This window comes from Cronobacter sp. EKM101R, from assembly GCF_963888145.1.
Taxonomy (GTDB): Bacteria; Pseudomonadota; Gammaproteobacteria; order Enterobacterales; family Enterobacteriaceae; genus Cronobacter; species Cronobacter turicensis.
The window spans coordinates 171,622-198,070 of sequence record NZ_CAWPHW010000012.1; the positions used below are offsets into that span (position 1 = coordinate 171,622).

The window sequence follows — 26,449 nt, forward strand, 5'->3', positions numbered from 1 at the left end:
CCCGCGCGTTTTCAACGAGACGATGAACCTTAACGGTACGATTTTACGCATTCAGGGCCGGGTGCAGGGGGTCGGTTTTCGCCCCTTCGTCTGGCAACTGGCGCAGCAATTAACGCTCACCGGTGACGTCTGTAATGACGGCGCAGGGGTGGAAGTGCGCCTGACCGGTGGCGAAGGCGCGTTTATCGCCGCGCTCTGGCAGCACTGCCCGCCGCTCGCGCGTATCGACAGCGTCAGCGCCGCGCCGTTTCGCTGGCCGCGACGGCCTGAGCAATTTTCGATACGGGAAAGCGGCGGCGGGGCGATGCGCACGCAAATCACCCCGGACGCCGCCACCTGCCCGCAATGCCTGCGCGAACTCAACGATCCCGCAGACCCCCGCTGGCGCTACCCGTTTATCAACTGCACCCATTGCGGCCCGCGCTTCACCATTATCCACGCCATGCCCTACGATCGGCCCAACACCGCGATGGCGGGCTTTCCGCTCTGCGCGCCGTGCGACGCGCAATACCGCGATCCGGCCGACCGGCGCTTTCACGCGCAGCCCGTGGCCTGCCCGACGTGCGGCCCGCAGCTGAGCTGGGTGAGCGGCGAGCGCGCGGCACACAAAGAGGCGGCGCTTGAGGCCGCCATCGCCGCGCTTAACGCAGGCCTGATCGTCGCCATCAAAGGCATCGGCGGGTTTCATCTCGCCTGCGATGCGCAAAACCCTGACGCCGTGGCGCGCCTGCGAGCCCGCAAACATCGCCCGGCAAAACCGCTGGCGGTGATGCTGACGGACGCCGCCGGGCTGCCGGATGACGCCCGCGCGCAACTGACCACGCCCGCCGCCCCGATTGTGCTGGTGAATAACGCGCACCTGCCGCCGCTGTGCGAGGCTATCGCGCCAGGGCTTAACGAAACCGGCGTGATGCTGCCCGCGAACCCGCTGCAACACCTGCTGATGCAGGGCGTCGGGCGTCCGTTGGTGATGACTTCCGGCAACCGCAACGGCGAACCGCCCGCGCTCACCAACGCGCAGGCGCTCTCGCAGCTTGGGGAGATTGCCGACGGCTTTTTGCTGCATAACCGCGACATCCTGCAACGGATGGATGATTCGGTGATGCGATCCTGCGGCGAGATGCTGCGCCGGGCGCGCGGCTTTGTGCCGGATGCTATTCCGCTGCCGCCGGGCTTTACCAATATGCCCGCCACGCTCTGCCTCGGGGCGGATCTTAAAAATACCTTTTGCCTCGCGCGCGGCGGCGAGGCGGTGCTGAGCCAGCATCTGGGCGATCTCAGCGACGCGCAGACCGAAGCGCAGTGGCGCACGGCGCTGGCGCTGTTTCGCGACATTTACGATTTTCACCCGCAGCAGGTGGTGGTGGATGCGCACGCCGGGTATCGCAGCAGTGCGCTTGGCGAGGCGATGGGGCTGCCGGTGACGCGCGTCCTGCATCACCATGCGCACATTGCCGCGTGCCTGGCGGAGCACCGCTGGCCGCGCGACGGCGGCCCTGTGGTTGCGCTGGCGCTCGACGGCATCGGCATGGGCGAGGGCGGCGCGCTGTGGGGCGGCGAGTGTTTGCTGGTGGATTACGCCCGCTGCGAGCGGCTCGGCGGCCTGCCTGCGGTGGCGCTGCCGGGCGGTGACCTCGCGGCGCGTCAGCCGTGGCGTAACTGGCTCGCGCACTGGCAGGCGTTTGTGCCGCAGTGGCAGATGCTCCCGCAGGCCGCCGCTCTCCTTGATAAACCCTGGGCGCCGCTCACGCGCGCGATGGCGCGCGGCATTAATGCGCCGCTCGCGTCATCGACAGGGCGGTTGTTTGATGCCGTGGTGGCGATGCTTGGCGTGGCGCCTGATGCGCAAAGCTATGAAGGCGAGGCGGCCTGCCGCCTGGAGGCGCTGGCGATGCGCCACGGCCCGGTACAGCATTCAGTGACGTTGTCACTTAATGGCGATGGGTTTGATATGCCCGCCTTCTGGGGCAGTCTGCTGGCGTTCGAGGCGCCGGTGGGTGGCCGCGCCTGGGCCTTTCACGATGCGCTCGCCAGCGGGCTGGCCGCGCTGGCGCGCCGTCACGCCAGCGCGCGCGGCATCCACACCATCGCCTGTGGCGGCGGAGTGCTGCATAACCAACTTCTGCGCGAACGGCTTGCGTTTTATCTCCACGATTTCCGGCTGCTGCTGCCGCAGACGTTGCCCGCAGGCGACGGCGCGGTGGCGTTCGGCCAGGCGGCGATTGCCGCCGCCGCGTTTTCATCACTTACAGGAACGACGTCATGCTGACTCAATTGCGTAATTACCCGCCCCGCGCGCTGGCCCTGGTGGCCGCGCTCGGCCTTGCCAACCTGGCCGCCTGGATCTGGGCGTATTATGCGTTTCACGACACTCCCGCGCTGATGGCCGCGAGCCTGCTTGCCTGGGGTTACGGCCTGCGCCACGCGGTGGACGCCGACCATATCGCCGCCATTGATAACGTTACACGCAAAATGATGCAGCAGGGCAAACGCCCGTGTGGCGTCGGCGCCTGGTTTTCGCTCGGCCACTCCAGCATCGTGGTGCTGGCGTCCGTCGCCATTGCCGCGACCGCCGCGGCGGTAAAAGAAGATATGGCCTGGTTTCACGACGTCGGCGGGGTCATTGGCACCACCGTCTCGGCGGTGTTTCTGCTGGCGATGGCGCTGGTGAATCTCGTTATCCTGCGCGGTATCGGGCGCAGCTTCAGCAGGCTTAAACGCGGCGAGCCGCTGAATGATGGCGCAGACACCGTGACCGCAGGCGGGCCGATGAGCTGGCTGTTTCGCGCCACCTTTCGGCTGGTGAGCAAAAGCTGGCATATGTATCTGGTCGGTTTTCTCTTCGGGCTCGGCTTTGACACCGCAACTGAGATAGGCGTGCTGGGCATCTCGGCGGCGGGCGCGTCCCACGGGATGTCGGTCTGGTCGATTCTGGTTTTCCCGGCGCTCTTTACCAGCGGTATGGCGCTTATCGATACGCTGGATAACCTGGTGATGGTGGGCGCGTATGGCTGGGCCTTCAGCAAGCCGCAGCGCAAACTCTATTACAACATGACCATTACCGGCACGTCGGTGGTGGTGGCGCTGTTTATCGGCGGGCTGGAGGCGCTGGGGCTGCTGATGGATAAATTCGGACTTTCCGGCGGCCTCTGGGATCTGGTAGCTGGCGTGAATGACAATCTCGGCAACGCCGGGTTTATCGTGGTCGGCCTGTTTATCGCCTGCTGGGCATTGTCCATTCTAAATTACCGCCTCAAAGGCTACGACGCGCTGCCTGCGCGCTGAGCCGTCACGCGCCTGTCGTCACGTCATTTTTGACGACAGGCGCGTCCTCGACAGACCTTTTACTTCCGCAACCCGCGCGCAGCACGCCTTCCGGTAGCTGGCACGCTTTCTGCATTATCCGCTCCACTATTTACGCAGTTAACTCTGGAGCATGACCGATGAAAAAAGTCGTTACGGTTTGCCCCTATTGCGCGTCGGGTTGCAAAATCAACCTGATCGTCGATAACGGCAAAGTCGTTAAGGCGGAAGCGGCAATGGGGAAAACCAATCAGGGCGATTTATGCCTGAAGGGCTATTACGGCTGGGATTTTATCAACGATACCCAGATCCTCACCCCGCGCCTGAAAACGCCGATGATCCGCCGTGAGCGCGGCGGCCGGCTGGAATCTGTCTCCTGGGAAGAGGCGCTGGATTATGTGGCGCAACGCCTTGGCGACATTAAAGCGAAATATGGCCCGGATGCGATCATGACCACCGGCTCCTCGCGCGGCACCGGCAATGAAACCAACTATGTGATGCAAAAATTTGCCCGCGCGGCGATCGGCACGAATAACGTCGATTGCTGCGCGCGCGTCTGACACGGCCCCTCGGTTGCAGGTCTGCACCAGTCGGTCGGTAACGGCGCCATGAGCAACTCCATCACTGGCATTGAAAATACCGATTTAGTCTTTGTATTTGGGTACAACCCGGCGGATTCGCATCCGATCGTCGCTAATCGCGTGATCAAAGCGAAGAAAAACGGGGCGAAAATTATCGTCTGCGACCCGCGGAAAATCGAAACCGCGCGAATTGCGGATATGCATCTGGCGCTAAAAAACGGCTCCAACATCGCGCTGCTGAATGCAATGGGTCACGTCATTATCAAAGAGGATCTCTGGGACCACGCCTTTGTGTCGGCGCGTACCGAAGGGTTTGACGAGTATTGCAAAATCGTCGAGGGCTATACGCCGGAGTCGGTGGAAGCCATCACCGGCGTCAGCGCCAGTGAAATTCGCGAAGCGGCGCGAATGTACGCCCGCGCGGAACGGGCGGCGATCCTCTGGGGCATGGGCGTAACGCAGTTTTATCAGGGCGTCGAGACGGTGCGTTCACTCACCAGCCTCGCGCTGCTGACGGGTAATCTTGGCAAGCCGAGCGCGGGCGTTAACCCGGTGCGCGGGCAGAATAACGTACAGGGCGCGTGCGACATGGGCGCGCTGCCGGATACCTATCCGGGCTACCAGTACGTGAAATTCCCGGAGCACCGCGAGAAGTTTGCCAAAGCGTGGGGCGTGGCGTCGCTGCCTGCGCATACCGGCTATCGCATCAGCGAGTTGCCGCACCGCGTGGCGCATGGCGAAGTGCGCGCCGCCTACATCATGGGCGAAGATCCGCTGCAAACTGATGCTGAACTCTCGGCGGTGCGCCAGGCATTTGCGTCTCTGGAGCTGGTGATTGTGCAGGACATCTTCATGACTAAAACCGCCTCGGCGGCGGACGTGATTTTGCCTTCCACCTCCTGGGGCGAACATGAAGGGGTCTACACGGCGGCGGACCGCGGCTTCCAGCGCTTCTTTAAAGCGGTGGAGCCGAAGTGGGATCTGAAAACCGACTGGCAGATCATCAGCGAAATCGCCACCCGGATGGGCTATCCGATGCATTACGACAACACCAAACAGATCTGGGATGAGCTGCGCGCGCTGTGCCCCGATTTTTATGGCGCCACCTACGAGAAAATGGGTGAGCTCGGCTATATTCAGTGGCCGTGTCGTGATGAATCCGAGGCCGATCAGGGCACCGATTATCTCTTTGAGACGGAATTTTCCACGCCGAACGGGCTCGGGCAGTTCTTTACCTGCGACTGGGCGCCGCCGCTTGACCGGGTGAACGAGGAGTATCCGCTGGTGCTCTCCACGGTGCGCGAAGTCGGGCACTACTCCTGCCGCTCAATGACCGGCAACTGCGCCGCGCTGGCCGCGCTTGCGGATGAGCCGGGGTATGCGCAAATCAACAGTGCTGACGCAAAGCGCCTTGGCATTGAAGACGAGGCGCTGGTGTGGGTGGTATCGCGTAAAGGCAAAGTGATCACCCGCGCGCAGGTGAGCGACAGGCCGAACAAAGGGGCGGTCTACATGACGTACCAGTGGTGGATCGGCGCCTGTAACGAGCTGGTGACGGAGAACCTAAGCCCGATCACGAAAACGCCGGAGTACAAGTACTGCGCCGTGCGTGTCGAGCCGATAGCCGATCAGCGCGCCGCCGAGCAGTATGTGATTGACGAGTACACCGCCCTGAAGACCCGGCTGCGGGAGTCCGCGCAGGGGTAATCAGCGTGACATAACGAATCCCCCGCAAGGGGGATTTTTTTTGCCTGGCGTTCAGCCTTCCGGCATTCGCGCGCGGCATTCGGCCAGCACAAACTGGCGCAGCCAGCGGTGCGCCGGATCGGCATCCAGACGCGGGTGCCACATCTGCGATACGGTAATCGGGCGGGTGGCGACCGGCAGTTCAAACCACGTAAGCCCGGCGATGCCCGGCAGATTAATCAGAAACGAGGCGGGCACCAGCGCCACCAGATCGGTGCCGCGCGCGACCGCCAGCGCCGCCGGGAACCCTGGCACCACGGCGGCGATATTTCGCGATACCCCGTGTTGTGCGAGCGCGTCATCGACCGGCCCGGTAAAGACGCCGCGCCGCGATGCCGCCACATGGCTCCACGCGGTGTAATCCTCAAGCGTCACGTCGCGGCCCGCGAGCGGATGGCCGCTTCTCACCACGCCGACAAAGCGATCGCGGAACAGCCGTTGCTGTTTGATCTCAGGCCCCATGTCGCCCGGCACGCCGATTTCCAGATCCGCCTCGCCCTCACGCAACGGCCGATCGCTTTTCACCGGCTTTGGCGCAAAGCGCAGGCGCACGCCGGGCGCGCGCTGGGCGGCCGCGGCGATAAGCGCCGGGCCGAATGCCTCCACAAAGCCGTCGTTGGCGCGCAGGGTAAAGGTCTGCTGGTGGCTGATGATATCAAACGCCTGCGGCGCGGGGCGCAGCACGGCACGGGCGGCGAACACCGTGCCCTGCGTGCGTTCGCGAAGGGATTCGGCATAGGGTGTGAGCACCATCTGGCGACCGGCGCGCACCAGCAGCGGATCGCCGGTGGCGTCGCGCAGGCGGCTCAGGGTGCGGCTCATCGCCGACGCGCTCAGGTTAAGACGGCGCGCCGCCGCGACCACGCTTTTCTCAGCGAGCAGCACATCAAGCGCGAACAGCAGGTTTAAATCCGGGTCATTCATCGTCAGGCTCCGCGCCTCGTTGTCACAGATGGCGTTTCATGCAGGTTTACAGTGCAATCGTTGCGTCTTCCGCTATGTATCGCCGGAAAGTAGAGTGAACGCAAGCACACATTTTCGGAGTGACCATGACGTTATTTACTGACCTGCCCGGCGATGAAGGGCTGCCGGGGCGCGAGCGCGCGCTGGCGATGATAGCGGTGATGACCAGCACCACGATGGCCGTGTTCGACGGCGCGATGGTCAATATCGCGCTGCCGGAGATGGCGCGGGCGCTGCACGCCACGGCGGCGCAGACCGTCTGGGTGGCGAACGGTTATCTGCTCTCGGCGGCCATGACGCTGGCGATTTTCGCCGCCCTCGCCGGGCGGCTCGGCTTTCGCACGCTGTTTGCCGCGGGCGTCGGGCTGTTTACGCTCGCCTCACTCGGCTGCGCGCTCGCACCGTCGCTCCCGTGGCTGGTCGCGATGCGCCTGTTGCAGGGCGTGGGCGGCGCGGCGACGCTCAGCATTGCGCCAGCTATTCTGCGCACCATCTTCCCCAACCGGCTGCTCGGGCGCATTCTCGGCATGAACGCGCTGCTTATCGCCACCAGCACGGCCATCGCGCCGGTAGCGGGCGGCGCGCTGCTCGCCACGCTCGGCTGGCCCTGGCTATTTGCTGTCAATATTGCGCCGGGCGCGCTGGCGCTGTTTCTCGCGCTTCGCACGCTCCCCCGTGACCGACAGCCCGCGCGCGGTCCGTTTGACGTGCCGGGCGCGCTGCTCTCGGCGCTGATGCTGGGCGCGGCGGTGATGGCGTCAGACGCGCTGTCGCTTCCCGCGATGCTGGGCTTTAGCGCGCTGGCGTTGAGTGCAGGCCTGCTGCTGGCCTGGCGGCTACCGCGCGCGGCAGAGCCGCTGTTACCGCCACAGCTTTTTGCGAACGCGCGATTTACGCTCGCGGCGCTGACCTCGCTGGCGTCGTTTGTGAGCCAGGGGATGACCTTCGTGGCGCTGCCGTTTCTGTTCCAGAGCGTGTACGGCTTTAGCGCGCTGCACGCCGCGCTGCTCTTTACCGCCTGGCCCGTCGGGATCATTCTGGTGGCCCCGCACGCCGGGCGGCTGGCTGACCGCTACGCGCCCTCGGCTATCGCCACCGCAGGTCTGGCGCTTTTTGTGGCGGGCCTGGTGGCGCTGGCGCTCCTGCCTGCGCACGCCGCCGCCTGGGATATCAGCCTGCGAGGATTGCTGTGCGGCATGGGTTTTGGCTGCTTCCAGAGCCCGAATAACCGCGAGATGCTGGCGGGCGCGCCGCGCGAATACAGCGGCTATGCCTCCGGCGTACTGGCGATTATGCGCACCTTCGGCCAGTGCCTGGGCGCGGCGCTGGTGGGCGTGATCCTCACGCTCGGATCGCCTGCGGCCAGTGGCGTCGCCGGCGCTGCCGGGGTGCGTCTTGCGTTATGGATTGCCGCCGCCGCCTCGCTGCTTGCCCTGGCGTTTAGCCTTAGCCGGTTACGTAAAGGGCGGACGGCGTAATCCACTGCTTTCTGATTTATATTGCGAAAGGAAAGCGTGTTTCTGGTTGGTTTTGGCGGATAATTTTTTAACCGAACGGGGTGATTCAGCATAAAAAACCAGTAAACCGATCAATTCGTCTGCCTGGGTGCCCTTTTCGCTACTTCGTGCCGGAGAAACGCAAATTACGCTACATTAATCGTTATTGGCAATTGATTGTTAATTTTCTATTGGTAATTCCGATCTCATGATAGGGTGGTTTCAGGGGCTGTACACCCAGCCAACACCAGCTACAGCGCCTGTTTACCCACCGTGCTTCACCCGTCAGGGTGGCACACGAGCCTGATACTTAAGCAAGGTAAACCTTTCCAAAGGTCGCGCTCCGGCGTGACCTTTTCTTTTTACGCGATCGCAGAAACGTTATTCCCGTAAGCACCATTTCTGGCGCTATCAGACGACCGGTAACGCCGTGGTACGCCGCGTACCTCATCAGTGTTTTCTTTAAGGATGCTTATGCTTGACGTGATGTTATTCGGCCATGGATGGGCTGGCGAACTGGCCGAAGTGGCAGAAGGCGCCAGAACGTTGACGCAACCCTCCCGCGAACCGGGTGAGGGCGCCATTACCTTTTTTATCACCGTCTGGCTTTCAGACGACGGCGTGGCGTATCTGACCGGCACCGCAGACCTGGAGCCTTATGCCGACGATATCGAGGCGGCCGTCGCGCGTTGGCAGCCGAAACCCGCCCCATTCCCGCATTACTAAGCGGGTTATAAAATCAGGCGCGCTTGCCTTGCCTGTGTTAAGGTCGATTTTTAATCACACCAGAGGGCTAACGTATGCCAAAGAATGTCGTGACAATTATGCCAGGCGGACAGGTTGAGCATGTCGCTGTGGACGATGAACTGGCGGTCATGAGAATGAGCGGAGAAAAAGGCGCAACGCTTGAGCTGCCGATTGAGAGTTATAAGCTTGACGGGGAAACCTATCTTGTGGCGCGTTTTTCCGGCCTGGTGAGCGATCAGGAAACCGAAAACGCGATCAGACAGTTCTATTAATTCCTCGCTACGGGGGCATCGCCCCTGTAGCGGTTAATTGCGCGTCAGAAGCGCTTATCGCTGGTGAGAGAGGATGAGAGTTTACGCAAGGCTTCAATATCCAGTTCCGGCTTTTCGTTATCCAGCACGCAGGCAATCGATAACAGCTCGTTAAACTGACTTAGTAATATTTCAGTATCCGATTTAAATGGATTATCTTCCGCATCCAGCGCCGCATTGATGGCTTTTTTAACACCACCAATCATCTCATCCATTCCGCCGTTTTTCCCGATCGTCATTAGCATGGCGCTTAACAGCAATGCCTGCGCTTCTACCTGAGCCGTCAGAATTTTCGCTTCTGCATCCATTTTCGAGATTTTAGCAATCATGCTGTAAATCACATTGTTCATGAGACTTCCTCCTTTTGCTCGCCCAGCATATCAGGGGCGTGAGCACGGGCAATGTTGTGTAGTCTTAAATAAGCGCAGCGCGCCGGGAAAAAGCTGAACGCAACGGCCTCCGCTTCGTGCGGCGGTATAGTTCAGCCAGGATCATTAAAAGAGAGAGGGTAACTATTATATATACGATAACGGCCCCGTCTGTCTGCACGTCTGCGCGGAAAAGAAGGGGTTTAATCGCATAATTAACAGTGCGCCCACGGCGTGGACGAGCGCATCTGAAAATAAACGTTACCGGCGAAGAGACGTACATCATGAAAAAAATGAACGGCCAGTGTCATTGCGGCGCGGTAAAATTTACCGTGGAATTAACGGACGGGTTGAATACCGCCCGACGTTGCAACTGTTCTTATTGCCGGATGCGCGGCGCCATTACGGTTTCGGCGCCGCTTACCGGTATTACGGTGCTGGAGGGTAAGGAAAAACTCACGGAGTACCGTTTTAATACCCGCAAGGCTGCACACTATTTCTGCTCGGTGTGCGGCATTTATACTTTTCACCAGCGGCGTTCAAACCCGGATCAATATGGCGTGAATGTGGCGTGCCTTGAAGGCGTTTCTCCCTTTGATTTTCCTGAAATCAAAGTCACGGAAGGCATCCATCATCCGAACGACGGCGGTGGCGGGGTGGCTGGCTATTTACGCTATACGCCCGCTGAAAAGTGACGGTTTGCGCCTGAAAACAGCGGTGCCGTCACGCCGGTATCAGGCGATAACCGTCATCGGCCTTGTGCACATACGCAAAACCCTGGCGGCCGGTGTGCATCCCGGCAATCAACAGATGCTCACGGGCAGCCTGCGCGAGCAGCGTCCGGCGGGTGGCTTCAGCCTGCGCCGGATCGTGGTCAAAAGCGACAGTGACCGATGGATGCGCGGTCTGGATAAACGGGTAATGCACAATATCGCCCCAGATAAGCAGCCGTTGCCCGCCTGAATCGATGCGAAAGCCGGTGTGGCCCGGCGTATGGCCCGGGAGCGGGACGGCGCGAATACCCGGCGCGATGTCCGCGTCATCCGTAAAACGCAGGCGCGGCGCGTAACCGTCCAGCGTGCGGCGCGCGAGCAGGATATTGCGCTGCGTGCGTTCATTCGCCGCCAGTAACCGCGCCTCGTCCCGCCAGAAAGCCGCCTCTGCAGGGTGCAGGCAGAGCGCGGCGTGCGGGTAAGCGGGTGCGCCGTCTTCGCGCAGCAGGCCGCCGAGATGATCCGGGTGGCCGTGCGTCAGCAAAAGAGTGTCGATATCCTCAGGCGCGACGCCGAGCGCGCGCAGGGCGTCAGGCAATCCTCCTCCGGCGTTATTCCTGCCGCCGGTGCCGGCGTCAACCAGCATGACGCGGCCGCGCCCACGGATAAGATAACCGCTGATGTCTATCGTGGCGGGCGCGCTGACGCCATGGCTTTTCTGGATTTCCCCGGCGGCAGCCGCATCGATGCCCGCAAGCAATTCAAACCCCACGGCCATCGTGCCGTCGAAAAGCGCCGTAACCTGGTAATCGCCCACCTGGCGTGACGAAAAAGTATGATCTTCCATGTGCATCTCCGGCAAATATGCGTCGTATGTTGATGTTTCATCATGCTAAAGGCTGCATTACCGGTGGTGAAGCGATACTATTTCATGCTTTGATGACTTTTCGTCACTGAATGGCGCATAAGGAGCTGTATTCATGCGCAGAAAAATCCCCGGCAGCGCGTCGCTGCAGGCGTTCGAGGCGGCCGCCCGTCACGGTAATTTCGCGAGAGCCGCCGAAGAACTGGCGCTGACCGAAAGCGCCATCAGCCGTCAGATTGCGCGGCTGGAAGCGCTGCTCGACTGCAAACTCTTCGACCGCACCGGCAGCCGCGTCAGACTTAACCCGACGGGCGCGCGCTACGCCGCTCGCGTGCGTGAGACGCTGGCGCGGCTCGACATGGACGCGCAGTACATCCGCGGCATCCCGGAAGGCGGCCAGCACCTGGAGCTGGCGGCGCTCCCGACTTTCACCAGCCGTTGGCTGATCCCCCGTCTCGGCGCGTTTCGCGCCCGTCACCCTGATATCACGCTTAACATCGCCGCCCGTACCGAGCCGTTTATTCTGAGCGGCAGCGGATTTGACGCGGCGCTGCATTTTGAACACCCGGCCTGGGCCGGAATGCGCGTCACGCGGCTGTTTGAGGAGCGGCTGCTCCCGGTGTGTCATCCGTCGCTTCTGACCACGGTGGACGCTGATGACCCGCTCAACGCGCTGCCGCGCATTCACCGCCGTCAAAACCCGCAGGCGTGGCAGGACTGGGCGCGTGAAACCGGAACCGCGCTGAATAACCCCGCGCAGGGCGTGCGCTACGACTTACATGAGATGGCGATCGCCGCCGCGCTGGCGGGGCAGGGCGTGGCGCTGGTGCCGCGCAGGTATGTAGAAGATGAACTGGCGCGCGGCGCGCTGGTGGCGCCCTGGCCGGAGGCGCTAAGCCTCAGTAAAACCTTCTGTCTGATTAGACCTGCGGAGTCGGGCATGAACGATCCGGCGCTGGCGGCGTTCGGGCAGTGGTTGCAGGACGAGATTCTGGCAGAGGGCCTGGGGTAACTGACGGGAAATAACAGGGTTCGGTCGGGAAAGCGCCGGTAAGCGTGATGCCCACCGGCGATACGGTTACGAACGCAGCGGCTCGCCGCGCACCGGGCGGTCGCCCGCTACAAAATAGCTGGCGGTGCTGCGCGGCAGCGGCGTACGGCCACGGATGTTATCCGCGATTTTTTCACCGATCATGATGGTGGTCGCGTTCAGGTTGCCGGTGATGATAAGCGGCATGATGGACGCATCCACCACGCGCAGGCCTTCCAGCCCGTGCACGCGGCCTTCGCCATCCACAACGGCCATCTCATCGCTGCCCATTTTGCAGCTGCCGCACGGGTGATAGGCGGTCTCGGCATGGTTGCGGACAAATTCATCAAGCTGTTCATCGGTCTGGCAGTCGATGCCCGGACTGATTTCCCGGCCGCGGAATTCATCCAGCGCGGGCTGGTTGATAATCTGGCGCGTGATGCGAATGGCGTCGCGGAACTCCTGCCAGTCCTGCTCGTGCGACATGTAGTTAAACAGGATAGCCGGGTGCTGGCGCGGATCGCGCGATTTAATGCGCACGTGACCGCGGCTCGGCGAGCGCATGGAACCGACGTGACACTGGAAACCGTGCGCTTCGACGGCGTTCGAGCCGTTGTAGTTAATCGCCACCGGCAAGAAGTGGTACTGAATGTTCGGCCAGGCAAACGCTTCGCGGCTGCGGATAAAACCGCCGCCTTCAAAGTGGTTGCTGGCGCCGATACCGGTGCCGTTAAACAGCCACTCCGCGCCGATTTTCGGCTGATTCCACCATTTCAGCGCCGGGTAGAGCGACACCGGCTCTTTGCACTCGTACTGCAGATACATCTCCAGGTGATCCTGAAGATTCTCGCCGACGCCTGGCAGGTCATGCACCACCGGAATTTCAAACTGCTTCAGCAGTTCAGCATTCCCCACGCCGGATCGCTGGAGGATCTGCGGCGAGGCGATGGCACCTGCGCAGAGCAGCACTTCGCGGCGCGCATGAACCTGCTGCGGCGTGTTGCTCGCGCCGTGCAGATACGCCACGCCCACCGCGCGTTTGTTCTCAAAAAGAATACGGTCAGTGGTGGCATGGGTGATGATTTTCAGGTTCGGGCGCTGCTTCGCGGTATCCAGATAGCCGCGCGCGGTGCTGGAGCGGCGGCCTTTCGGCGTGACAAAGCGATCCATCGGGCCAAACCCTTCCTGCTGATAGCCATTCAGATCGTCGGTGCGCGGATAGCCCGCCTGCACGCCCGCCTCAATCATCGCCGCGAATAGCGGATTGTTGCCCGGTTTGCAGGTGGTGATGCTGACCGGGCCGTCGCCGCCGTGGTAGTCGTTCGCGCCGATATCGCGCGTCTCGGATTTACGGTAGTAGGGCAGGCAGTCAAGATACGCCCAGCGTTCAAGGCCGGGCTGCTGCGCCCAGTTGTCGAGATCCATCGCGTTGCCGCGCACGTAGCACATGCCGTTAATCAGCGACGAGCCGCCAAGGCCCTTGCCGCGCCCGCACTCCATGCGGCGGTTGTTCATATACGGCTCAGGCTCGGTTTCATAGGCCCAGTTATAACGTTTGCCCTGTAACGGGTATGCCAGCGCCGCGGGCATCTGGGTGCGGAAATCAAAACGATAGTCAGGACCGCCCGCCTCCAGCAGTAACACAGTGACATCGCTGTCTTCGGTCAGTCTTGTTGCCAAAACATTCCCTGCGGATCCGGCTCCGATAATGATGTAATCAAATTCCATTAGTCGTTCCTCAGGTTAAAAGGGGATCAAAATACGGACTGAAAGCGGGTCATCTCGACCTGTACCGATTTCACCTGCGTGTAATTTTGCAGGGTCATCAGCCCGTTCTCACGGCCAACGCCGGAGTGTTTGTAGCCGCCGACCGGCATCTCGGCCGCGGATTCGCCCCAGGTATTGATCCAGCAAATACCGGCTTCAATCTGGTGAATGACGCGGTGCGCGCGGTTGAGATCCTGCGTGACGACGCCTGCGGCAAGGCCGTAGTCGGTGGCGTTGGCGCGGCGAATCACTTCGTCTTCGCGCTCGTAAGTCAGAATCGACATTACCGGCCCGAAGATCTCTTCGCGCACGATGGTCATCTCATCGCGGCAGTCGGTAAAGACGGTGGGCTCAACCCACGCGCCGTTGTCGAACCCGGCGCCGGTCAGGCGCTTACCGCCGCACAGCACGCGCGCGCCTTCACGAATGCCGGTGTCGATGTAGCGCATGACGTTATCGCGGTGCGCGAAGCTCACCAACGGGCCAAAGTTGGTGGCGGGGTCGTTCACGTCGCCCGCTTTAATACGCGCCACGCGCGCGGCGATTTTCTCTTCAAACGCCGCCTGCCATTTCGCCGGGATAAACACGCGCGTGCCGTTGGTGCAGACCTGGCCTGAGCTGTAGAAGTTGGCCATCATGGCGATATCGGCGGCGAGATCGAGATCCGCATCGTCAAAAATGATGAGCGGCGATTTACCGCCAAGCTCCATCGTCACCTCTTTCAGCGTCGAGCCTGCCGCGTTCGCCATCACTTTTTTGCCACTGGCGACACCGCCGGTGAACGACACTTTGTCGATGCCCGGATGTTCGGTCAGCAGCTGGCCCGTGACCGCGCCGCTGCCGTTAAGCACGCTGAACACGCCGTCCGGCACACCCGCTTCGGTGTAGATTTCCGCGAGCTTAAGCGCGGTGAGCGGCGTTACTTCGCTCGGCTTAAAGATCATGGCGTTGCCGGCGGCGAGCGCCGGAGCGGATTTCCACAGCGCGATCTGAATCGGGTAGTTCCACGCGCCGATCCCCGCCACCACGCCGAGCGGTTCGCGACGGGTATAAACGAAAGAAGTTTCGCGCAGCGGAATCTGCTGGCCTTCGAGCGACGGAATAAGCCCGGCGTAGTATTCCAGCACGTCGGCGCCGGTGACGATATCGACCGCCTGGGTTTCGCTCAGCGGTTTACCGGTGTCGAGGGTTTCCAGCGCGGCCAGCTCGTCATTGCGCGCGCGGAGAATATCGACCGCGCGGCGCAGAATGCGCGAGCGCTCCATCGCGGTCATCGCCGCCCAGATTTTCTGGCCTTTACGGGCCGCCTCGACGGCGCTGTCGACATCGAGCTTGCCTGCTTCATGCACCTCAGCGAGCACCTCGCCGTTCGCCGGATTGAGGGTCTGGAAGGTATTCCCCGTGGCGGACGGGACATATTTGCCGTCAATGTAAAGCTGCTGTTCTGCGAATCGGGACATGATTCCTCCTTCTCAATGGGGCGCTGCGCCAGCCAGTTGCTGACGGATGAATTGGGTGGTGAGCGTGCGGGCTATCTCCAGATTAAACGGCTGGCCGCTGAGCGCCGCGCGCAGCCACAGGCCGTCAATGAGCGATGCCAGGCCATGCGCCGCCAGCCGCGCCTGCTCGCGCGGCAGTTCGCGGCGAAATTCAGCGGCGAGCGTCGAAAACAACCGGCGGCTGCTGACGCGCTCCAGACGACCAAGCTGCGGCTGATGCATGCTGCTGGCCCAGAAATCGAGCCAGGCTTTCATCGCCGCGCTGTGCACCTGGGTGTCATCGAAGTTGCCTTCGACAATCGCCAGCAGGCGCGCCTCGGTGCTGGCCTGCGCCAGCGGTCTGAGGCGCGCGGCGACGGCGTCGCGCAGCTGGCGGGTGATATCGCGCATGGTCGCTTCGAGCAGGCCGTTTTTGTCCTTAAAGTAGTGGCTGATAATGCCCGCCGAAACGCCCGCCCGCCGCGCGATCTGCGCGATGGTGGCGTCGTTGATCCCAACGTCATTGATGGTGCTTAACGTTGCATCGATTAACTGCCTGCGCCGTATCGGCTGCATTCCTACCTTTGGCATGACCCCGGACTCCGCTTCACCACGTGTTAGCGACTATTTAAACTTTTTTTGATTGGACGTTCAATATAAAAAAAGAAATTGTTAAGATGTTGTGATTGAATTGTCGCAAAAGCGGAACGGTAGACTACGCTAAGAGGCGATTAATCACCGTGGTGAACTATTGAAAGGAGAAGAGACGCGCCTTGCGGGGCAGATAACCACACTCGCGCTAACGCTTTCATTTTTGACAGGACATTAACCAGAGGTAACCGATGACTAATCCACCTGCCAGTGAAAAAAACAGAATTAATGGGGTAGTGTTTTACACCTCGGCCGCGCTGATTCTGACTTTTTCACTGGTCACCATTTTCTTCAGCGAGCTGTCCGCCGCCTGGATCCAGATCGCGGTCAACTGGGTCTCGGCGACGTTTGGCTGGTATTACATGCTGGCCGCCACGCTCTATATCGTTTTCGTCATTTACATGGCCTGCTCGCGCTACGGCGATATCAAACTCGGACCGGAACAGTCAAAACCGGAATTTAGCCTGCTGAGCTGGTCGGCGATGCTGTTTGCCGCAGGTATCGGCATCGACCTGATGTTTTTCTCGGTGGCGGAGCCGGTCACGCAGTATATGCAGCCGCCGACGGGGGCAGGGCAAACCATCGAGGCCGCGCGCCAGGCGATGGTCTGGACGCTGTTTCACTATGGGCTGACGGGCTGGTCGATGTACGCGCTGATGGGGATTGCGCTGGGCTACTTCAGCTATCGCTATAATCTGCCGCTCACCATTCGTTCCGCGCTGTACCCGATTTTCGGCAAGCGCATTAACGGACCTATCGGGCACACGGTCGATATCGCGGCGGTGATCGGCACCATTTTCGGCATCGCCACTACCCTTGGCATCGGCGTCGTGCAGCTTAACTACGGCCTGAAAGTGCTGTTCGATATTCCGGAAGGGCTAACGGCGCAGATGGCGCTGATTGTGTTATCGGTGGTGATCGCCACGATTTCTGTCACCTCGGGCGTTGATAAAGGCATCCGTTTCCTCTCTGAGCTGAACGTCATCCTGGCGCTGGGGCTTATCCTGTTTGTGCTGTTTATGGGCAAAACGGATTTCCTGCTGAACGCGCTGGTGCTCAATATTGGCGATTACATCAACCGCTTTATGGGGATGACGCTCAATACCTTCGCCTTTGATATGCCGCGCCAGTGGATGAATAGCTGGACGCTGTTTTTCTGGGCCTGGTGGGTGGCGTGGTCGCCGTTTGTCGGGCTGTTCCTGGCGCGTATTTCGCGCGGGCGCACCATTCGCCAGTTTGTGCTCGGCACGCTGATTATTCCATTTACCTTTACGCTGCTGTGGCTCTCGGTGTTCGGCAACGCGGCGCTGTATGAGATCATTCACGGCGACGCAGGCTTTGCGCAGGAAGTCATCGCTCATGCCGAACGCGGCTTCTACAGCCTGCTGGCGGAGTATCCGGCGTTTAAACTGAGCGCCTCCGTCGCGACCATTACCGGTATGCTGTTCTATGTGACGTCCGCCGATTCCGGCTCGCTGGTGCTGGCGAACTTCACCTCGAAACTGAAAGACATCAACAGCGACGCCGCCAACTGGCTGCGTATTTTCTGGTCGGTCGCCATCGGCGTGCTGACCATGGGGATGCTGATGACCAACGGCATCTCGGCGCTTCAGAACACGACGGTTATCATGGGGCTGCCGTTCAGCTTCGTCATTTTCTTCATCATGGCCGGGCTGTATAAATCGCTGAAGGTGGAAGATCACCGTCGCGCCAGCGCCAGCCGCGATACGGCGCCTTATATTCCTTCAGGTAATGACCGCCTGAGCTGGAAGAAACGGCTGTCACGCCTGATGAACTATCCGGGAACGCGCTATACCCAGCAGATGATGGAAACGGTCATTTTCCCGGCGATGGAAGACGTTGCCAAAGAGCTGGAGCTGCGCGGCGGCCGCGTGACGCTGAAAAAGGTGGAGCCGGATGAAGAGACGCCGCTGGGGTATCTGGATCTGCGCGTGCATCTGGGCGAGGAGCAGGATTTCGTCTATCAGGTGTGGCCGCAGCAATATTCAGTGCCGGGCTTTACCTACCGCGCCCGCCGCGGGAAATCGCACTATTTCCGCCTGGAAACCTTCCTGCTGGAGGGCAGCCAGGGCAATGACCTGATGGATTACAACAAAGAGCAGGTGATCATCGATATTCTCGACCAGTATGAGCGTCACCTGAACTTTATTCATCTTCATCGCGAGGCGCCGGGGAATAACCTGGTGTTCCCGGAGGTGTAATATAAAAAGGCCGCGCGAGTGGCCTTTTTTAATTCCGGCCCTGAAAGGAGAAGCCGCAATGAAACACTGGACGCTGCACTGGCTGGAGGCGCAGGGCGATTTACGCGATGTCCATGACCGGGTCGCAGAAGAAACGGACGCGGCGTGTCAGATGCTGGCAAATGTCATAACCCCGCCGCGACTCGATATGCTTGTGTACCGCGCGCCGGGTCAGGTTATTCCGGAAATCGGTATCGCGGGTCGCGCCTACCACGGCGCGTTATTCAGCATGGGTATTGACCCGGATAACCCGCAGCTCTGTTCATCGCTGGCTGACGGAACGTTCCGGCGGCAGATCCTGCATGAGGTGCATCACTGCATGCGCATGCGCGGCCCCGGCTATGGCTGGACCCTCGGTGAAGCGATGGTGAGCGAAGGGCTCGCCGGGCATTTCGTCGCCTGGCTGATACACAGCGCGCCGGAGCCCTGGGAATGCGCGATTGAACGCGCCGCGTTAACCGCCGCGGGCGTCAGCAGCGCCGCGCTCAATGACACGCATTATGACCATGCGGCCTGGTTTTTTGGCAGCGGCGCGCTGCCGCGCTGGTACGGCTATACGCTCGGCTATGAAATGGTGGCGGCGTGGCTGAGCGAGGCGGGGGCCCCTGATGCTGAAAAGCGGATTAGCGTGCCCGCAGAAGAGGTGATTGCCGCCGCGCGGCGTTGTGGCTTACTCAGGGAATAGGCGCGTCAACAGTACTGGCCGTGTTTACCGAGCATGAACCTGGCAGGGCAAAAGCAGTCAGGGTTGCCCCTTTCTCTTCTGACGCGCAGATCGTTTGTCGTTATCAATTCGCGGGCCCGTAAAGGGCTAGCGCTCGCCGGCAAAACCGCTCTCCGCCATCATGAGGATTTTCCGAAACCGCCGTCAGGCCACATCGTTAAAACATTTTGCGGCGCGCGTTCAGGCAAAAATCAGCGAGACAGGCAATACTGAAAGTCTTTTTATTCTATTCGTCAGCGGGATGGGCCGCTGATGAATAAAACAGATGAGGGACGTCTGATGCTGAAACCCAGCGATTATTCTAAAGCCGACGGTTACAACGAACTGGTTCACGCCATTGGCACCGTACCTGCCAGCAATCTTATTACGCATACCGTCCGCGCGCTGGATGTGCAGGACAAAGCGCTGCTGGGCGTGCTGCTGACGCTCGAATGCAAGAAGCTGGCCCGGCTGACGGGACACTTCGCGCGGCTCGCCCCGGCGCATCCGGGGACGCCCATGCAGATAACCGAAGAAGAGGCTATCGAAGAAGCGGCGCAGTGGATTGCCGGGGCCTCGACGTCATCGGCAGGGACCGCGCCGCTGATTAAGAGCTATCTTTCGCATTACCTGAACTTTGGGTTTTCGATTTCATCAATTGCGGATGTCGAAGAGCTGCATCGCCGGGTCGCGCCGGGCGCGAGTTCGACGCCTCGCGGTATCGTGCCTAATGATACGCCGGTGCCTTCCTCGTTTTCCGGGCGCGAGTTATTCAGCCACCAGCTCGGGATGAGCGCTGTCTCGGCCGGTTCGCCGCACTACCCACAGTGCCTCTTCGCCTGGGTAACCGGCTGGCACCCATTCCCTGACGGCAACGGCAGAACGGCGCGCGCGGCCTACGCGATCACCTCTATCAGAAACGGAACCTGGCGGCCGCTCAGCAAATCGGATGAAGACCTCTTGAGCGGGTTGTAACAGGCTGTACGAACGCATGCCATGAAAATATAAGACAACATTTTTCTTCGCCGGGGGTGAATGCTCCCCGGCGCGACACGGCGTTAATGCCAGTTTCAGGAATCACGTGATGAAACCGATTCCATTTCCCATGTTATTCGGCTGTGTAATGTTCAGCGTTCCTGCGCTTGATGCTTCATGATGGGGCGTTGAACTCACCTTTATTCTGCGTAATACATCAATAATGCTGCTTTGCTGTTTGGATTATTGCTCATCAGCAAGAAGGTATTTTAAATATAAATAATAATTAGGCGCTCATTAATGTTTAAAATGTATTTCTGCTATGAATTTAAATTTATAAACAGAGTGCTATTCTTACGATAAATCTGTGTCTACAGAAATGAGATTTTGGCTGGGGAGATTTTCTCACGTCCGGAACTGGATGCTTTTTGCAATGATATGCGGCTATTTATGTCTATTAATAGACAGAATTTAGGTTTTTAAATGCAGTAATGGATAATATATGTAACGTTTATTTGTTTTTGAAACGCGGTGTAACATATATAGATAGTAAGCCTCTTGTTAACCCCAGCGCCGGGCGTAACATATTCAAATTAATTGTTTATTTTAACTGCCGTAAAGGATTCGGCAGAGAACGCGGCAGGGATTGTCGCTGACGCTCCCTGTTCTTTCCGTCAACGTCAAACTGCCTTTATGAAGGAACATGTTATGTCTGGTTCATTTCAGGAAGAAATTCCTAAAGCCCGTATTAATCTCAAGTTAAATCTGCATACTGGCGGCGCCCAGAAAAAAGTAGAACTTCCGCTGAAATTATTAGTCACCGGCGATTTCAGTAACGGCCAGGAAACTAACCCGCTTTCCGAGCGTAAAAAAATCGACGTCAATAAAAATAATTTTGACAGTGTGCTTTGCGAATTTGCGCCTGTCGTGAATCTGGCGGTGGAAAATACGCTGGCGGGCAACGGGGGTGAAGAAAACGTACGCCTGACATTCCGCCAGATGAAAGATTTTGAACCGGAGCAGGTGGCGCGGCAAATTCCCCAGCTTAAAGCCATGCTCGCGATGCGCAATTTACTGCGCGACCTTAAATCGAATTTGCTTGATAACGCCACCTTCCGAAAAGAGCTGGAAACCATCTTAAAAGATCCGGCGCTGAGTGATGGCTTACGCGCGGAACTGGCTTCGCTGGCCCCGAAAAACGCCTGAGGCGGACCGGGTTTATTACGGATTAATGAGAGAAATGCTGATGTCTGTTCAGAATACCCCTTCTTCTGCCGGCGAAACGCAGGTGCTGGAAACCACTGGCGGCGTGTACGCCTCGCTGTTTGAAAAAATTAACCTGCATCCGGTCGCCGCGCTTGGCGATATTGATACCTGGCAGGACAGCCAGAGCCTGGCGGACGCCTCCGCCGATGAACGCGTGACCGCCGCGGTTCAGGTCTTTCTGGAGCGCCTGAAACAGTCTGGTCAGAAAGTCGAAAAGCTCGATAAGACGCTGCTCGATCACCATATCGCGGATCTGGACTGGCAAATCAGCCGCCAGCTGGATGCGGTGATGCACCACAGTGAATTTCAGAAAGTGGAATCGCTGTGGCGCGGCCTGAAGCATCTGGTGGACCGTACCGATTACCGCCAGAACGTGCGCACCGAAATTTTGGATATTTCCAAAGAAGATCTGCGTCAGGATTTCGAAGATGCCCCGGAAATTGTGCAGAGCGGCCTCTACTGGCACACCTATACGGCGGAATATGACACCCCCGGCGGCGAGCCGGTGGGGGCGGTGATTTCATCCTATGAATTCGACGCCAGCGCGCAGGATATGGCCCTGCTGCGCAATATTTCCAAAGTTTCCGCCGCGGCGCACATGCCGTTTATCGGTGCCGTCGGCCCCACATTCTTCCTGAAAGACACGATGGAAGAGGTGGCGGCCATCAAGGATATCGGCAACTACTTCGATCGCGCGGAATACATCAAATGGAAATCCTTCCGCGATACCGACGACGCCCGCTATATCGGCCTGACCATGCCGCGCGTGCTGGGCCGTCTGCCGTATGGCCCGGATACCGTGCCGGTGCGCAGCTTTAACTATGTGGAAGAAGTGAAAGGCCCGGACCATGAGAAATACCTTTGGACCAACGCCTCGTTCGCCTTCGCCGCCAATATGGTGCGCAGCTTTATTAATAACGGCTGGTGCGTGCAGATCCGCGGCCCGCAGGCGGGCGGCGCGGTGCAGGACTTGCCGATTCATCTCTACGATCTCGGCACCGGCAATCAGGTGAAAATCCCGTCGGAAGTGATGATTCCGGAGACCCGCGAATTTGAATTCGCCAACCTCGGCTTTATTCCGCTCTCGTATTACAAAAACCGCGATTACGCCTGCTTCTTCTCGGCGAACTCCGCGCAGAAACCGGCGCTGTACGATACCCCGGACGCTACCGCTAACAGCCGCATCAACGCGCGCCTGCCGTATATCTTCCTGCTGTCGCGTATCGCGCATTACCTGAAGCTTATTCAGCGCGAAAACATAGGCACCACCAAAGATCGCCGCCTTCTGGAGCTTGAGCTGAATAACTGGGTGCGCGGCCTGGTCACGGAGATGACCGATCCGGGCGATGAGCTTCAGGCGTCGCACCCGCTGCGCGACGCAAAAGTGGTGGTGGAAGACATCGAAGACAATCCGGGCTTTTTCCGCGTCAGGCTCTATGCCGTGCCGCATTTCCAGGTGGAAGGCATGGACGTCAACCTGTCGCTGGTGTCGCAGATGCCGAAAGCGAAGTCATAAGGTTCACAGGGATGAAAATCTATCGCCCGTTATGGGAAGACGGGGCCTTTCTGGCCCCGCAGCAGTTCCAGCAGCAGGCGCAGTGGGATGCGCATGTCGCCGATACGGTGGCCCGGATGGGGCTGGCGCATCCGTGGGGCGTGATTGCGGCTGAATTTGACGACGCCGGACTGGCGTTGTCCCGCCTCAATGCGACCCGTATTGTGGCGAGGTTTCAGGATGGCACGCTGGTCGACACAGACCTGTCCGACAATCTGCCGCCGGTCTGCGACCTGCCAGTGGTGTCGGGGCAGGACAGCGTGGAAGTGGTGCTGGCGCTGCCGCTGCTCAGCGCAAACGGCGGCAACCTGGATGACGGGCGAGACAGTGAGCGTCCGCGTCGCTGGAAAACCGAACGAGTTGCCGTTCAGGAACTGGCGGGAAGCGAGCGCGGGGAACTGGCTATTTTACGTTATGCCATGACCCTGCGTCTTTCCACGCAGGAAAACACCGCTTATCTGACCTGCCCGGTCACTCGGCTGGTGCGTAATGCGCAGGGACAGTGGAGCCGGGATCCGACGTTTATTCCGCCGTTGCTTTCAGTCTCTGCGTGTCCGTCGCTGGTGAAGGATTTCGGCGATCTGCTGATACGTCTGCAGGCGCGACGCCATCGTCTGATGGCCATGCGCCGTGAGAGCAATGAGCGGATGGCGGATTTCGCTGTCGCCGATGTCTCTCTGTTCTGGCTGCTTAATGCTCTCAATAGCGCTGAACCAGTACTGAATGAACTGTTGCAGGAACCTGCCCGTCATCCCGAACTGATCTACCGGGAGCTGACGCGCCTTGCCGGCAGCCTGTTGACCTTTTCCCTTGAACATGACGCCAGCGATATTCCGGTTTACCGGCATGAGTCGCCGGAGCGGGTCTTTCCCCCACTGCTGAGTCTGTTGGACAAGCTGCTGGAAGCCAGCCTGCCGTCCCGTGTCATTAGCATTCATCTTGATCATGAGGATCAGATGTGGAAAGGGGCGTTGCACGATGCCCGTCTGCGTGAAGGCGCAGATTTCTATCTCTCTGTGCGTTCCCCCATGTCTAACCCTGAGTTGCAAATCAAATTCCCGCAACTGTGCAAAGCTGGCAGCTTTGATGACGTTTCGGATGTGGTGAATGTTGCCCTCTCCGGAATGATCATCAAACCGCTCAGCCATGTTCCGGCGGCTATCCCGTTACGTCTTGAGAACCAGTATTTTGCGCTTGACCTGGCCACTGAGGCGGCGCGAACGATGCTCGACACCGGCAGTTGTACTTTTTACACGCCGAAATCGCTCGGTGACGTGAAACTGGAACTTTATGCGGTGCTGCGCACATGAATACAACCGAGCTCAGTCAGACAGAACGTATTTTCTACCCCGGCTGGCTGATGGCCAGCCAGCTTCGCGGCGGACAGGAGGTCAGGGACGGCGAGGGACTCTATCGTCGGGCCTGCCGACTGGTGGAAAGCGCCCGTAAGGCGTTGACGGAGGCCGGATACAGCGAAACCAGCCGCGATCACATGATCTATGCGCTGTGCGCGTTGCTTGATGAGAGCGTGCTGAACCGTGGGACGTCCGATGATGGCTATGTGACCTGGCGACGGGATCCATTGCAGGCCCGCTTCTTTGGCACTCTTAATGCCGGAGAAGAGTTATGGGAACGGATCCGTCACCTTCTTAAAGAGACTGCGCCAGATGCGGCGGTGATGACTTGTATGTATCGCACGCTGCAACTGGGATTTGTCGGCCAGTATCGCGCAGAGGATGACGAACGCCGCGAGGATGTAGTCCAGGCGCTTGGCGAGCGTGTACCACCGTTTACGCTGGCGCAGGATGCCCCAGTCGTGATCAGGGCCTCGCGGCTACCCAGTGGCCGTCGTCTGTACTGGCTCTCATGGGTGGCAGGCACGGTTGCGCTGGTCATGCTCTGGATGTGCCTCTCATCCTCGCTTTCCGGGATGGTGAGCCAGATAATCGGGCCAGGCCAGTGATGCGCGATGTCTACCGGAGTCTGTTGACCCTGCTTGCGGGCATTCTTGCCCTGTGGCTTATCCTGGGCTTCTGGCCGCTTTCCATGGGCAATCGGATAGTGCTCAGCCTGCTGGTTGTGCTGGTTTGCGGCGTGGTGTTATGGCGACAGTCGGTTATATCCCGTATCCGGCAAAATGCCGTTCGCAACATCACGAATGACAACCTGCCGCCGGAAGATTTTCAGGGTGCAGTCGTGCTGGTTTGCGGCGACAGTGCGTCGCTATTTGTCACCGGCTCCCTGTACCGTGAAAGTCGCCAGGGCTGGTACCTACAGGTGGAAAATGCAGAGCAACTTCCGCCACTGGCCCATCACCTCAGTATCGTGCGCCCGGCGTTGGTCTCGCAAATTTCCGTACTGCTGGCGTTACTGCCTGAACATCATCTCAGTGCCGATGATTTCACCCAGAGCCTGCGGGGCTGGCGACGTGCGGTAACGCAGTGTCGCACGTCGCTCGGCAGCCTGCCGCCTGTCTGGACCGTGGCCTGGGTTTCGCCACCGGGTGCCTGTGCGCAGGGCGAGCCGGTCTGGTTTACCACCCTTAATCACCGCTCAGGCATGCAGGTTCATCAGCCAGGTCAGGGGAACCTGTCTCTTGCCGAGTGGATAAGGGAGAGCGATGCCTCCGGTCGTTTTAGCCGTTTGAGTCAGGCGCTGTGGTTCGAGAGCTTGCTGAACTGGCAACGCGACGCAGTGGATGCGCTGCTGACTGAACGCGCCGGGGAGCTCCAGACGCTCAGGCTCTGCGCCCTCGGGTTCTGTATGGCGTCAGTTAGCAGTCAGGCTGGCAATCTCTGGCAGCAGCATATCGCGGACATCACAGCATTATCGCCGGAAACGGCGGAGTGCAGCGAGACGCTGCCATTGCCGGAACTGCTGCTTACGGGGTTGCCGCGACGTCGTGGCGTCAGTAGGCGGATGCAGTTCTGGCGTTACGTGGGATTGCTGACAGGCCTTTTCCTGGGGCTGGCGATGCTGGCGTCATTTATCAACAACCAGCGTCTTATCCGCAGTGTGGACGATCACCTCACGCTTTATCATCGCCTGACTGGCGAGCCGCCGGCTCCCAAACTCAGGGCGCAACAGCAGTTGCGGGTGGATGCGCACCTGCTGGATGACTGGCTGCGTCGCGGCGAACCGCTGCGTTACCGCATGGGCCTCTACCAGGGGCTGCGGCTAATACCGCCCGTTGAAGCGGCTATCACCGACTGGGCGCCGCCGCCACCTCCGCTGACCAAAGCGGCACCCCACACCGTCCGTCTCGATAGCCTCTCTCTGTTCGATACCGGCCAGTGGCGGCTGAAGCCTGGCTCCACGAAGGTGCTGGTCAATGCGCTGGTAGGCATTAAGGCCAAACCAGGCTGGCTGATTGTGGTCGCCGGGCACACCGACGATATAGGCGACGAGCGCGCCAACCAGCAACTGTCGCTTAAGCGCGCCGAATCGGTGCGCGACTGGATGCGCGACACCGGCGATGTGCCGGAGAGCTGCTTTGCCGTACAGGGCTACGGCGAAAGCCGTCCGGCTGCCCTCAATACCACCACACAGGGACGGGCGCTGAACCGTCGCGTTGAAATCAGTCTGGTACCGCAGGCGGACGCCTGCCGGCTGCCGGACATCCCCCTGCCGCCCTCACAGGATGAGAGCGGTACTCAACCTTAAATGGAGA

22 protein-coding genes are annotated in these 26,449 nt (G+C 59.9%); 16 read left to right on the forward strand and 6 right to left on the reverse strand.

Annotated features, from left to right (window positions below):
• Window positions 1–22: 22 nt before the first annotated feature.
• From hypF to fdhF, 3 genes are all read left to right on the forward strand, one after another.
• Window positions 23–2,269 (forward strand): carbamoyltransferase HypF, encoded by a 2,247-nt coding sequence (gene hypF, locus AACV31_RS09395; protein ID WP_165153744.1) that lies wholly within the window; start codon window positions 23–25, stop codon window positions 2,267–2,269.
• Window positions 2,263–3,285 carry a HoxN/HupN/NixA family nickel/cobalt transporter gene (locus tag AACV31_RS09400; protein WP_165153746.1) on the forward strand — a complete coding sequence of 341 codons (1,023 nt, stop codon included), beginning with the start codon at window positions 2,263–2,265 and terminating at the stop codon, window positions 3,283–3,285. The genes hypF and AACV31_RS09400 overlap by 7 nt, the downstream gene beginning before the upstream one ends.
• Window positions 3,286–3,443: 158 nt before the next feature.
• Window positions 3,444–5,591 carry a formate dehydrogenase subunit alpha gene (gene fdhF / locus AACV31_RS09405; RefSeq protein WP_165153748.1) on the forward strand — a complete coding sequence of 716 codons (2,148 nt, stop codon included), beginning with the start codon at window positions 3,444–3,446 and terminating at the stop codon, window positions 5,589–5,591.
• Window positions 5,592–5,642: 51 nt separating this feature from the next.
• On the opposite strand, the gene AACV31_RS09410 is transcribed toward fdhF, so the two are convergent.
• Window positions 5,643–6,554 carry a LysR family transcriptional regulator gene (locus tag AACV31_RS09410; RefSeq protein ID WP_165153750.1) on the reverse strand — a complete coding sequence of 304 codons (912 nt, stop codon included), beginning with the start codon at window positions 6,552–6,554 and terminating at the stop codon, window positions 5,643–5,645.
• A gap of 125 nt (window positions 6,555–6,679) precedes the next feature.
• Here AACV31_RS09410 and AACV31_RS09415 point away from each other — a divergent pair, with 125 nt between their 5' ends.
• The 3 genes from AACV31_RS09415 (at window position 6,680) to AACV31_RS09425 (ending at window position 9,108) form a co-directional block, all read left to right on the forward strand.
• Window positions 6,680–8,071 (forward strand): MFS transporter, encoded by a 1,392-nt coding sequence (locus AACV31_RS09415; protein WP_165153752.1) that lies wholly within the window; start codon window positions 6,680–6,682, stop codon window positions 8,069–8,071.
• A 492-nt stretch (window positions 8,072–8,563) separates the two neighbouring features.
• A complete protein-coding gene (locus AACV31_RS09420; RefSeq protein WP_075197833.1) occupies window positions 8,564–8,815 on the forward strand; it encodes a hypothetical protein in 252 nt (83 codons plus the stop codon).
• Window positions 8,816–8,889: 74 nt separating this feature from the next.
• Window positions 8,890–9,108, forward strand: coding sequence for a hypothetical protein (locus tag AACV31_RS09425; protein ID WP_032806449.1), 219 nt, complete (start codon window positions 8,890–8,892; stop codon window positions 9,106–9,108).
• 44 nt (window positions 9,109–9,152) lie between these two features.
• Here the strand turns inward: AACV31_RS09425 and iraP are convergent, their stop codons facing one another.
• The gene (gene iraP, locus AACV31_RS09430; RefSeq protein ID WP_007760656.1) at window positions 9,153–9,497 is read right to left on the reverse strand and encodes an anti-adapter protein IraP; all 345 of its coding nucleotides are present in this window, start codon (window positions 9,495–9,497) and stop codon (window positions 9,153–9,155) included.
• A 302-nt stretch (window positions 9,498–9,799) separates the two neighbouring features.
• Between iraP and AACV31_RS09435 the strand changes: the two genes are divergently transcribed.
• Window positions 9,800–10,210 carry a GFA family protein gene (locus tag AACV31_RS09435; RefSeq protein WP_007760660.1) on the forward strand — a complete coding sequence of 137 codons (411 nt, stop codon included), beginning with the start codon at window positions 9,800–9,802 and terminating at the stop codon, window positions 10,208–10,210.
• Window positions 10,211–10,238: 28 nt separating this feature from the next.
• Here the strand turns inward: AACV31_RS09435 and AACV31_RS09440 are convergent, their stop codons facing one another.
• The gene (locus AACV31_RS09440) at window positions 10,239–11,075 is read right to left on the reverse strand and encodes an MBL fold metallo-hydrolase (RefSeq protein WP_165153754.1); all 837 of its coding nucleotides are present in this window, start codon (window positions 11,073–11,075) and stop codon (window positions 10,239–10,241) included.
• A 133-nt stretch (window positions 11,076–11,208) separates the two neighbouring features.
• Between AACV31_RS09440 and AACV31_RS09445 the strand changes: the two genes are divergently transcribed.
• Window positions 11,209–12,105: a LysR substrate-binding domain-containing protein gene (locus AACV31_RS09445; protein ID WP_165153756.1), complete on the forward strand. Its 897-nt coding sequence runs from the start codon at window positions 11,209–11,211 to the stop codon at window positions 12,103–12,105.
• A 66-nt stretch (window positions 12,106–12,171) separates the two neighbouring features.
• On the opposite strand, the gene betA is transcribed toward AACV31_RS09445, so the two are convergent.
• Genes betA through betI form a run of 3 tightly spaced genes read right to left on the reverse strand, consistent with a single transcriptional unit; the run spans window position 12,172 to window position 15,959 of the window.
• On the reverse strand, window positions 12,172–13,851 hold the full coding sequence (gene betA / locus AACV31_RS09450; protein ID WP_165153767.1) for a choline dehydrogenase: 1,680 nt from the start codon (window positions 13,849–13,851) through the stop codon (window positions 12,172–12,174).
• 26 nt (window positions 13,852–13,877) lie between these two features.
• The gene (betB, locus tag AACV31_RS09455; protein WP_105539316.1) at window positions 13,878–15,350 is read right to left on the reverse strand and encodes a betaine-aldehyde dehydrogenase; all 1,473 of its coding nucleotides are present in this window, start codon (window positions 15,348–15,350) and stop codon (window positions 13,878–13,880) included.
• Window positions 15,351–15,362: 12 nt separating this feature from the next.
• Window positions 15,363–15,959, reverse strand: a complete 597-nt coding sequence (gene betI / locus AACV31_RS09460) for a transcriptional regulator BetI (RefSeq protein ID WP_075197838.1) — start codon at window positions 15,957–15,959, stop codon at window positions 15,363–15,365.
• Between the two features lie 251 nt (window positions 15,960–16,210).
• Between betI and AACV31_RS09465 the strand changes: the two genes are divergently transcribed.
• The 8 genes from AACV31_RS09465 to AACV31_RS09500 all read left to right on the forward strand — a co-directional run bounded on the left by AACV31_RS09465 (window position 16,211) and on the right by AACV31_RS09500 (window position 26,442).
• Window positions 16,211–18,241, forward strand: a complete 2,031-nt coding sequence (locus AACV31_RS09465; RefSeq protein WP_007760674.1) for a choline transporter — start codon at window positions 16,211–16,213, stop codon at window positions 18,239–18,241.
• Between the two features lie 58 nt (window positions 18,242–18,299).
• Entirely contained in the window at window positions 18,300–18,965 is a 666-nt protein-coding gene (locus AACV31_RS09470) for a DUF2268 domain-containing putative Zn-dependent protease (protein WP_165153769.1), read from the forward strand.
• Window positions 18,966–19,256: 291 nt separating this feature from the next.
• The gene (locus AACV31_RS09475) at window positions 19,257–19,958 is read left to right on the forward strand and encodes a hypothetical protein (protein ID WP_255491227.1); all 702 of its coding nucleotides are present in this window, start codon (window positions 19,257–19,259) and stop codon (window positions 19,956–19,958) included.
• 708 nt (window positions 19,959–20,666) lie between these two features.
• On the forward strand, window positions 20,667–21,164 hold the full coding sequence (gene tssB / locus AACV31_RS09480; RefSeq protein ID WP_075197841.1) for a type VI secretion system contractile sheath small subunit: 498 nt from the start codon (window positions 20,667–20,669) through the stop codon (window positions 21,162–21,164).
• A 34-nt stretch (window positions 21,165–21,198) separates the two neighbouring features.
• Entirely contained in the window at window positions 21,199–22,740 is a 1,542-nt protein-coding gene (gene tssC / locus AACV31_RS09485) for a type VI secretion system contractile sheath large subunit (RefSeq protein WP_175571309.1), read from the forward strand.
• Between the two features lie 11 nt (window positions 22,741–22,751).
• Complete coding sequence (gene tssK / locus AACV31_RS09490; RefSeq protein WP_161588917.1) at window positions 22,752–24,089, forward strand: type VI secretion system baseplate subunit TssK; 1,338 nt, start codon at window positions 22,752–22,754, stop codon at window positions 24,087–24,089.
• Window positions 24,086–24,742, forward strand: a complete 657-nt coding sequence (gene tssL, locus AACV31_RS09495; protein WP_165153771.1) for a type VI secretion system protein TssL, short form — start codon at window positions 24,086–24,088, stop codon at window positions 24,740–24,742. The genes tssK and tssL overlap by 4 nt, the downstream gene beginning before the upstream one ends.
• Window positions 24,742–26,442, forward strand: coding sequence for an OmpA family protein (locus tag AACV31_RS09500; protein WP_185155275.1), 1,701 nt, complete (start codon window positions 24,742–24,744; stop codon window positions 26,440–26,442). The genes tssL and AACV31_RS09500 overlap by 1 nt, the downstream gene beginning before the upstream one ends.
• Window positions 26,443–26,449 lie beyond the last annotated feature (7 nt).

Excerpts from the sequence above, each read along its gene's own strand:
- hypF (WP_165153744.1), top strand. The coding sequence starts at position 23 with ATGAACCTTAACGGTACGATTTTACGCATTCAGGGCCGGGTGCAGGGG.
- AACV31_RS09400 (WP_165153746.1), top strand. The coding sequence starts at position 2,263 with ATGCTGACTCAATTGCGTAATTACCCGCCCCGCGCGCTGGCCCTGGTG.
- AACV31_RS09410 (WP_165153750.1), bottom strand. The coding sequence starts at position 6,554 with ATGAATGACCCGGATTTAAACCTGCTGTTCGCGCTTGATGTGCTGCTC.
- AACV31_RS09415 (WP_165153752.1), top strand. The coding sequence starts at position 6,680 with ATGACGTTATTTACTGACCTGCCCGGCGATGAAGGGCTGCCGGGGCGC.
- AACV31_RS09420 (WP_075197833.1), top strand. The coding sequence starts at position 8,564 with ATGCTTGACGTGATGTTATTCGGCCATGGATGGGCTGGCGAACTGGCC.
- AACV31_RS09425 (WP_032806449.1), top strand. The coding sequence starts at position 8,890 with ATGCCAAAGAATGTCGTGACAATTATGCCAGGCGGACAGGTTGAGCAT.
- iraP (WP_007760656.1), bottom strand. The coding sequence starts at position 9,497 with ATGAACAATGTGATTTACAGCATGATTGCTAAAATCTCGAAAATGGAT.
- AACV31_RS09435 (WP_007760660.1), top strand. The coding sequence starts at position 9,800 with ATGAAAAAAATGAACGGCCAGTGTCATTGCGGCGCGGTAAAATTTACC.
- AACV31_RS09440 (WP_165153754.1), bottom strand. The coding sequence starts at position 11,075 with ATGGAAGATCATACTTTTTCGTCACGCCAGGTGGGCGATTACCAGGTT.
- AACV31_RS09445 (WP_165153756.1), top strand. The coding sequence starts at position 11,209 with ATGCGCAGAAAAATCCCCGGCAGCGCGTCGCTGCAGGCGTTCGAGGCG.
- betA (WP_165153767.1), bottom strand. The coding sequence starts at position 13,851 with ATGGAATTTGATTACATCATTATCGGAGCCGGATCCGCAGGGAATGTT.
- betB (WP_105539316.1), bottom strand. The coding sequence starts at position 15,350 with ATGTCCCGATTCGCAGAACAGCAGCTTTACATTGACGGCAAATATGTC.
- betI (WP_075197838.1), bottom strand. The coding sequence starts at position 15,959 with ATGCCAAAGGTAGGAATGCAGCCGATACGGCGCAGGCAGTTAATCGAT.
- AACV31_RS09465 (WP_007760674.1), top strand. The coding sequence starts at position 16,211 with ATGACTAATCCACCTGCCAGTGAAAAAAACAGAATTAATGGGGTAGTG.
- AACV31_RS09470 (WP_165153769.1), top strand. The coding sequence starts at position 18,300 with ATGAAACACTGGACGCTGCACTGGCTGGAGGCGCAGGGCGATTTACGC.
- AACV31_RS09475 (WP_255491227.1), top strand. The coding sequence starts at position 19,257 with ATGAATAAAACAGATGAGGGACGTCTGATGCTGAAACCCAGCGATTAT.
- tssB (WP_075197841.1), top strand. The coding sequence starts at position 20,667 with ATGTCTGGTTCATTTCAGGAAGAAATTCCTAAAGCCCGTATTAATCTC.
- tssC (WP_175571309.1), top strand. The coding sequence starts at position 21,199 with ATGCTGATGTCTGTTCAGAATACCCCTTCTTCTGCCGGCGAAACGCAG.
- tssK (WP_161588917.1), top strand. The coding sequence starts at position 22,752 with ATGAAAATCTATCGCCCGTTATGGGAAGACGGGGCCTTTCTGGCCCCG.
- tssL (WP_165153771.1), top strand. The coding sequence starts at position 24,086 with ATGAATACAACCGAGCTCAGTCAGACAGAACGTATTTTCTACCCCGGC.
- AACV31_RS09500 (WP_185155275.1), top strand. The coding sequence starts at position 24,742 with ATGCGCGATGTCTACCGGAGTCTGTTGACCCTGCTTGCGGGCATTCTT.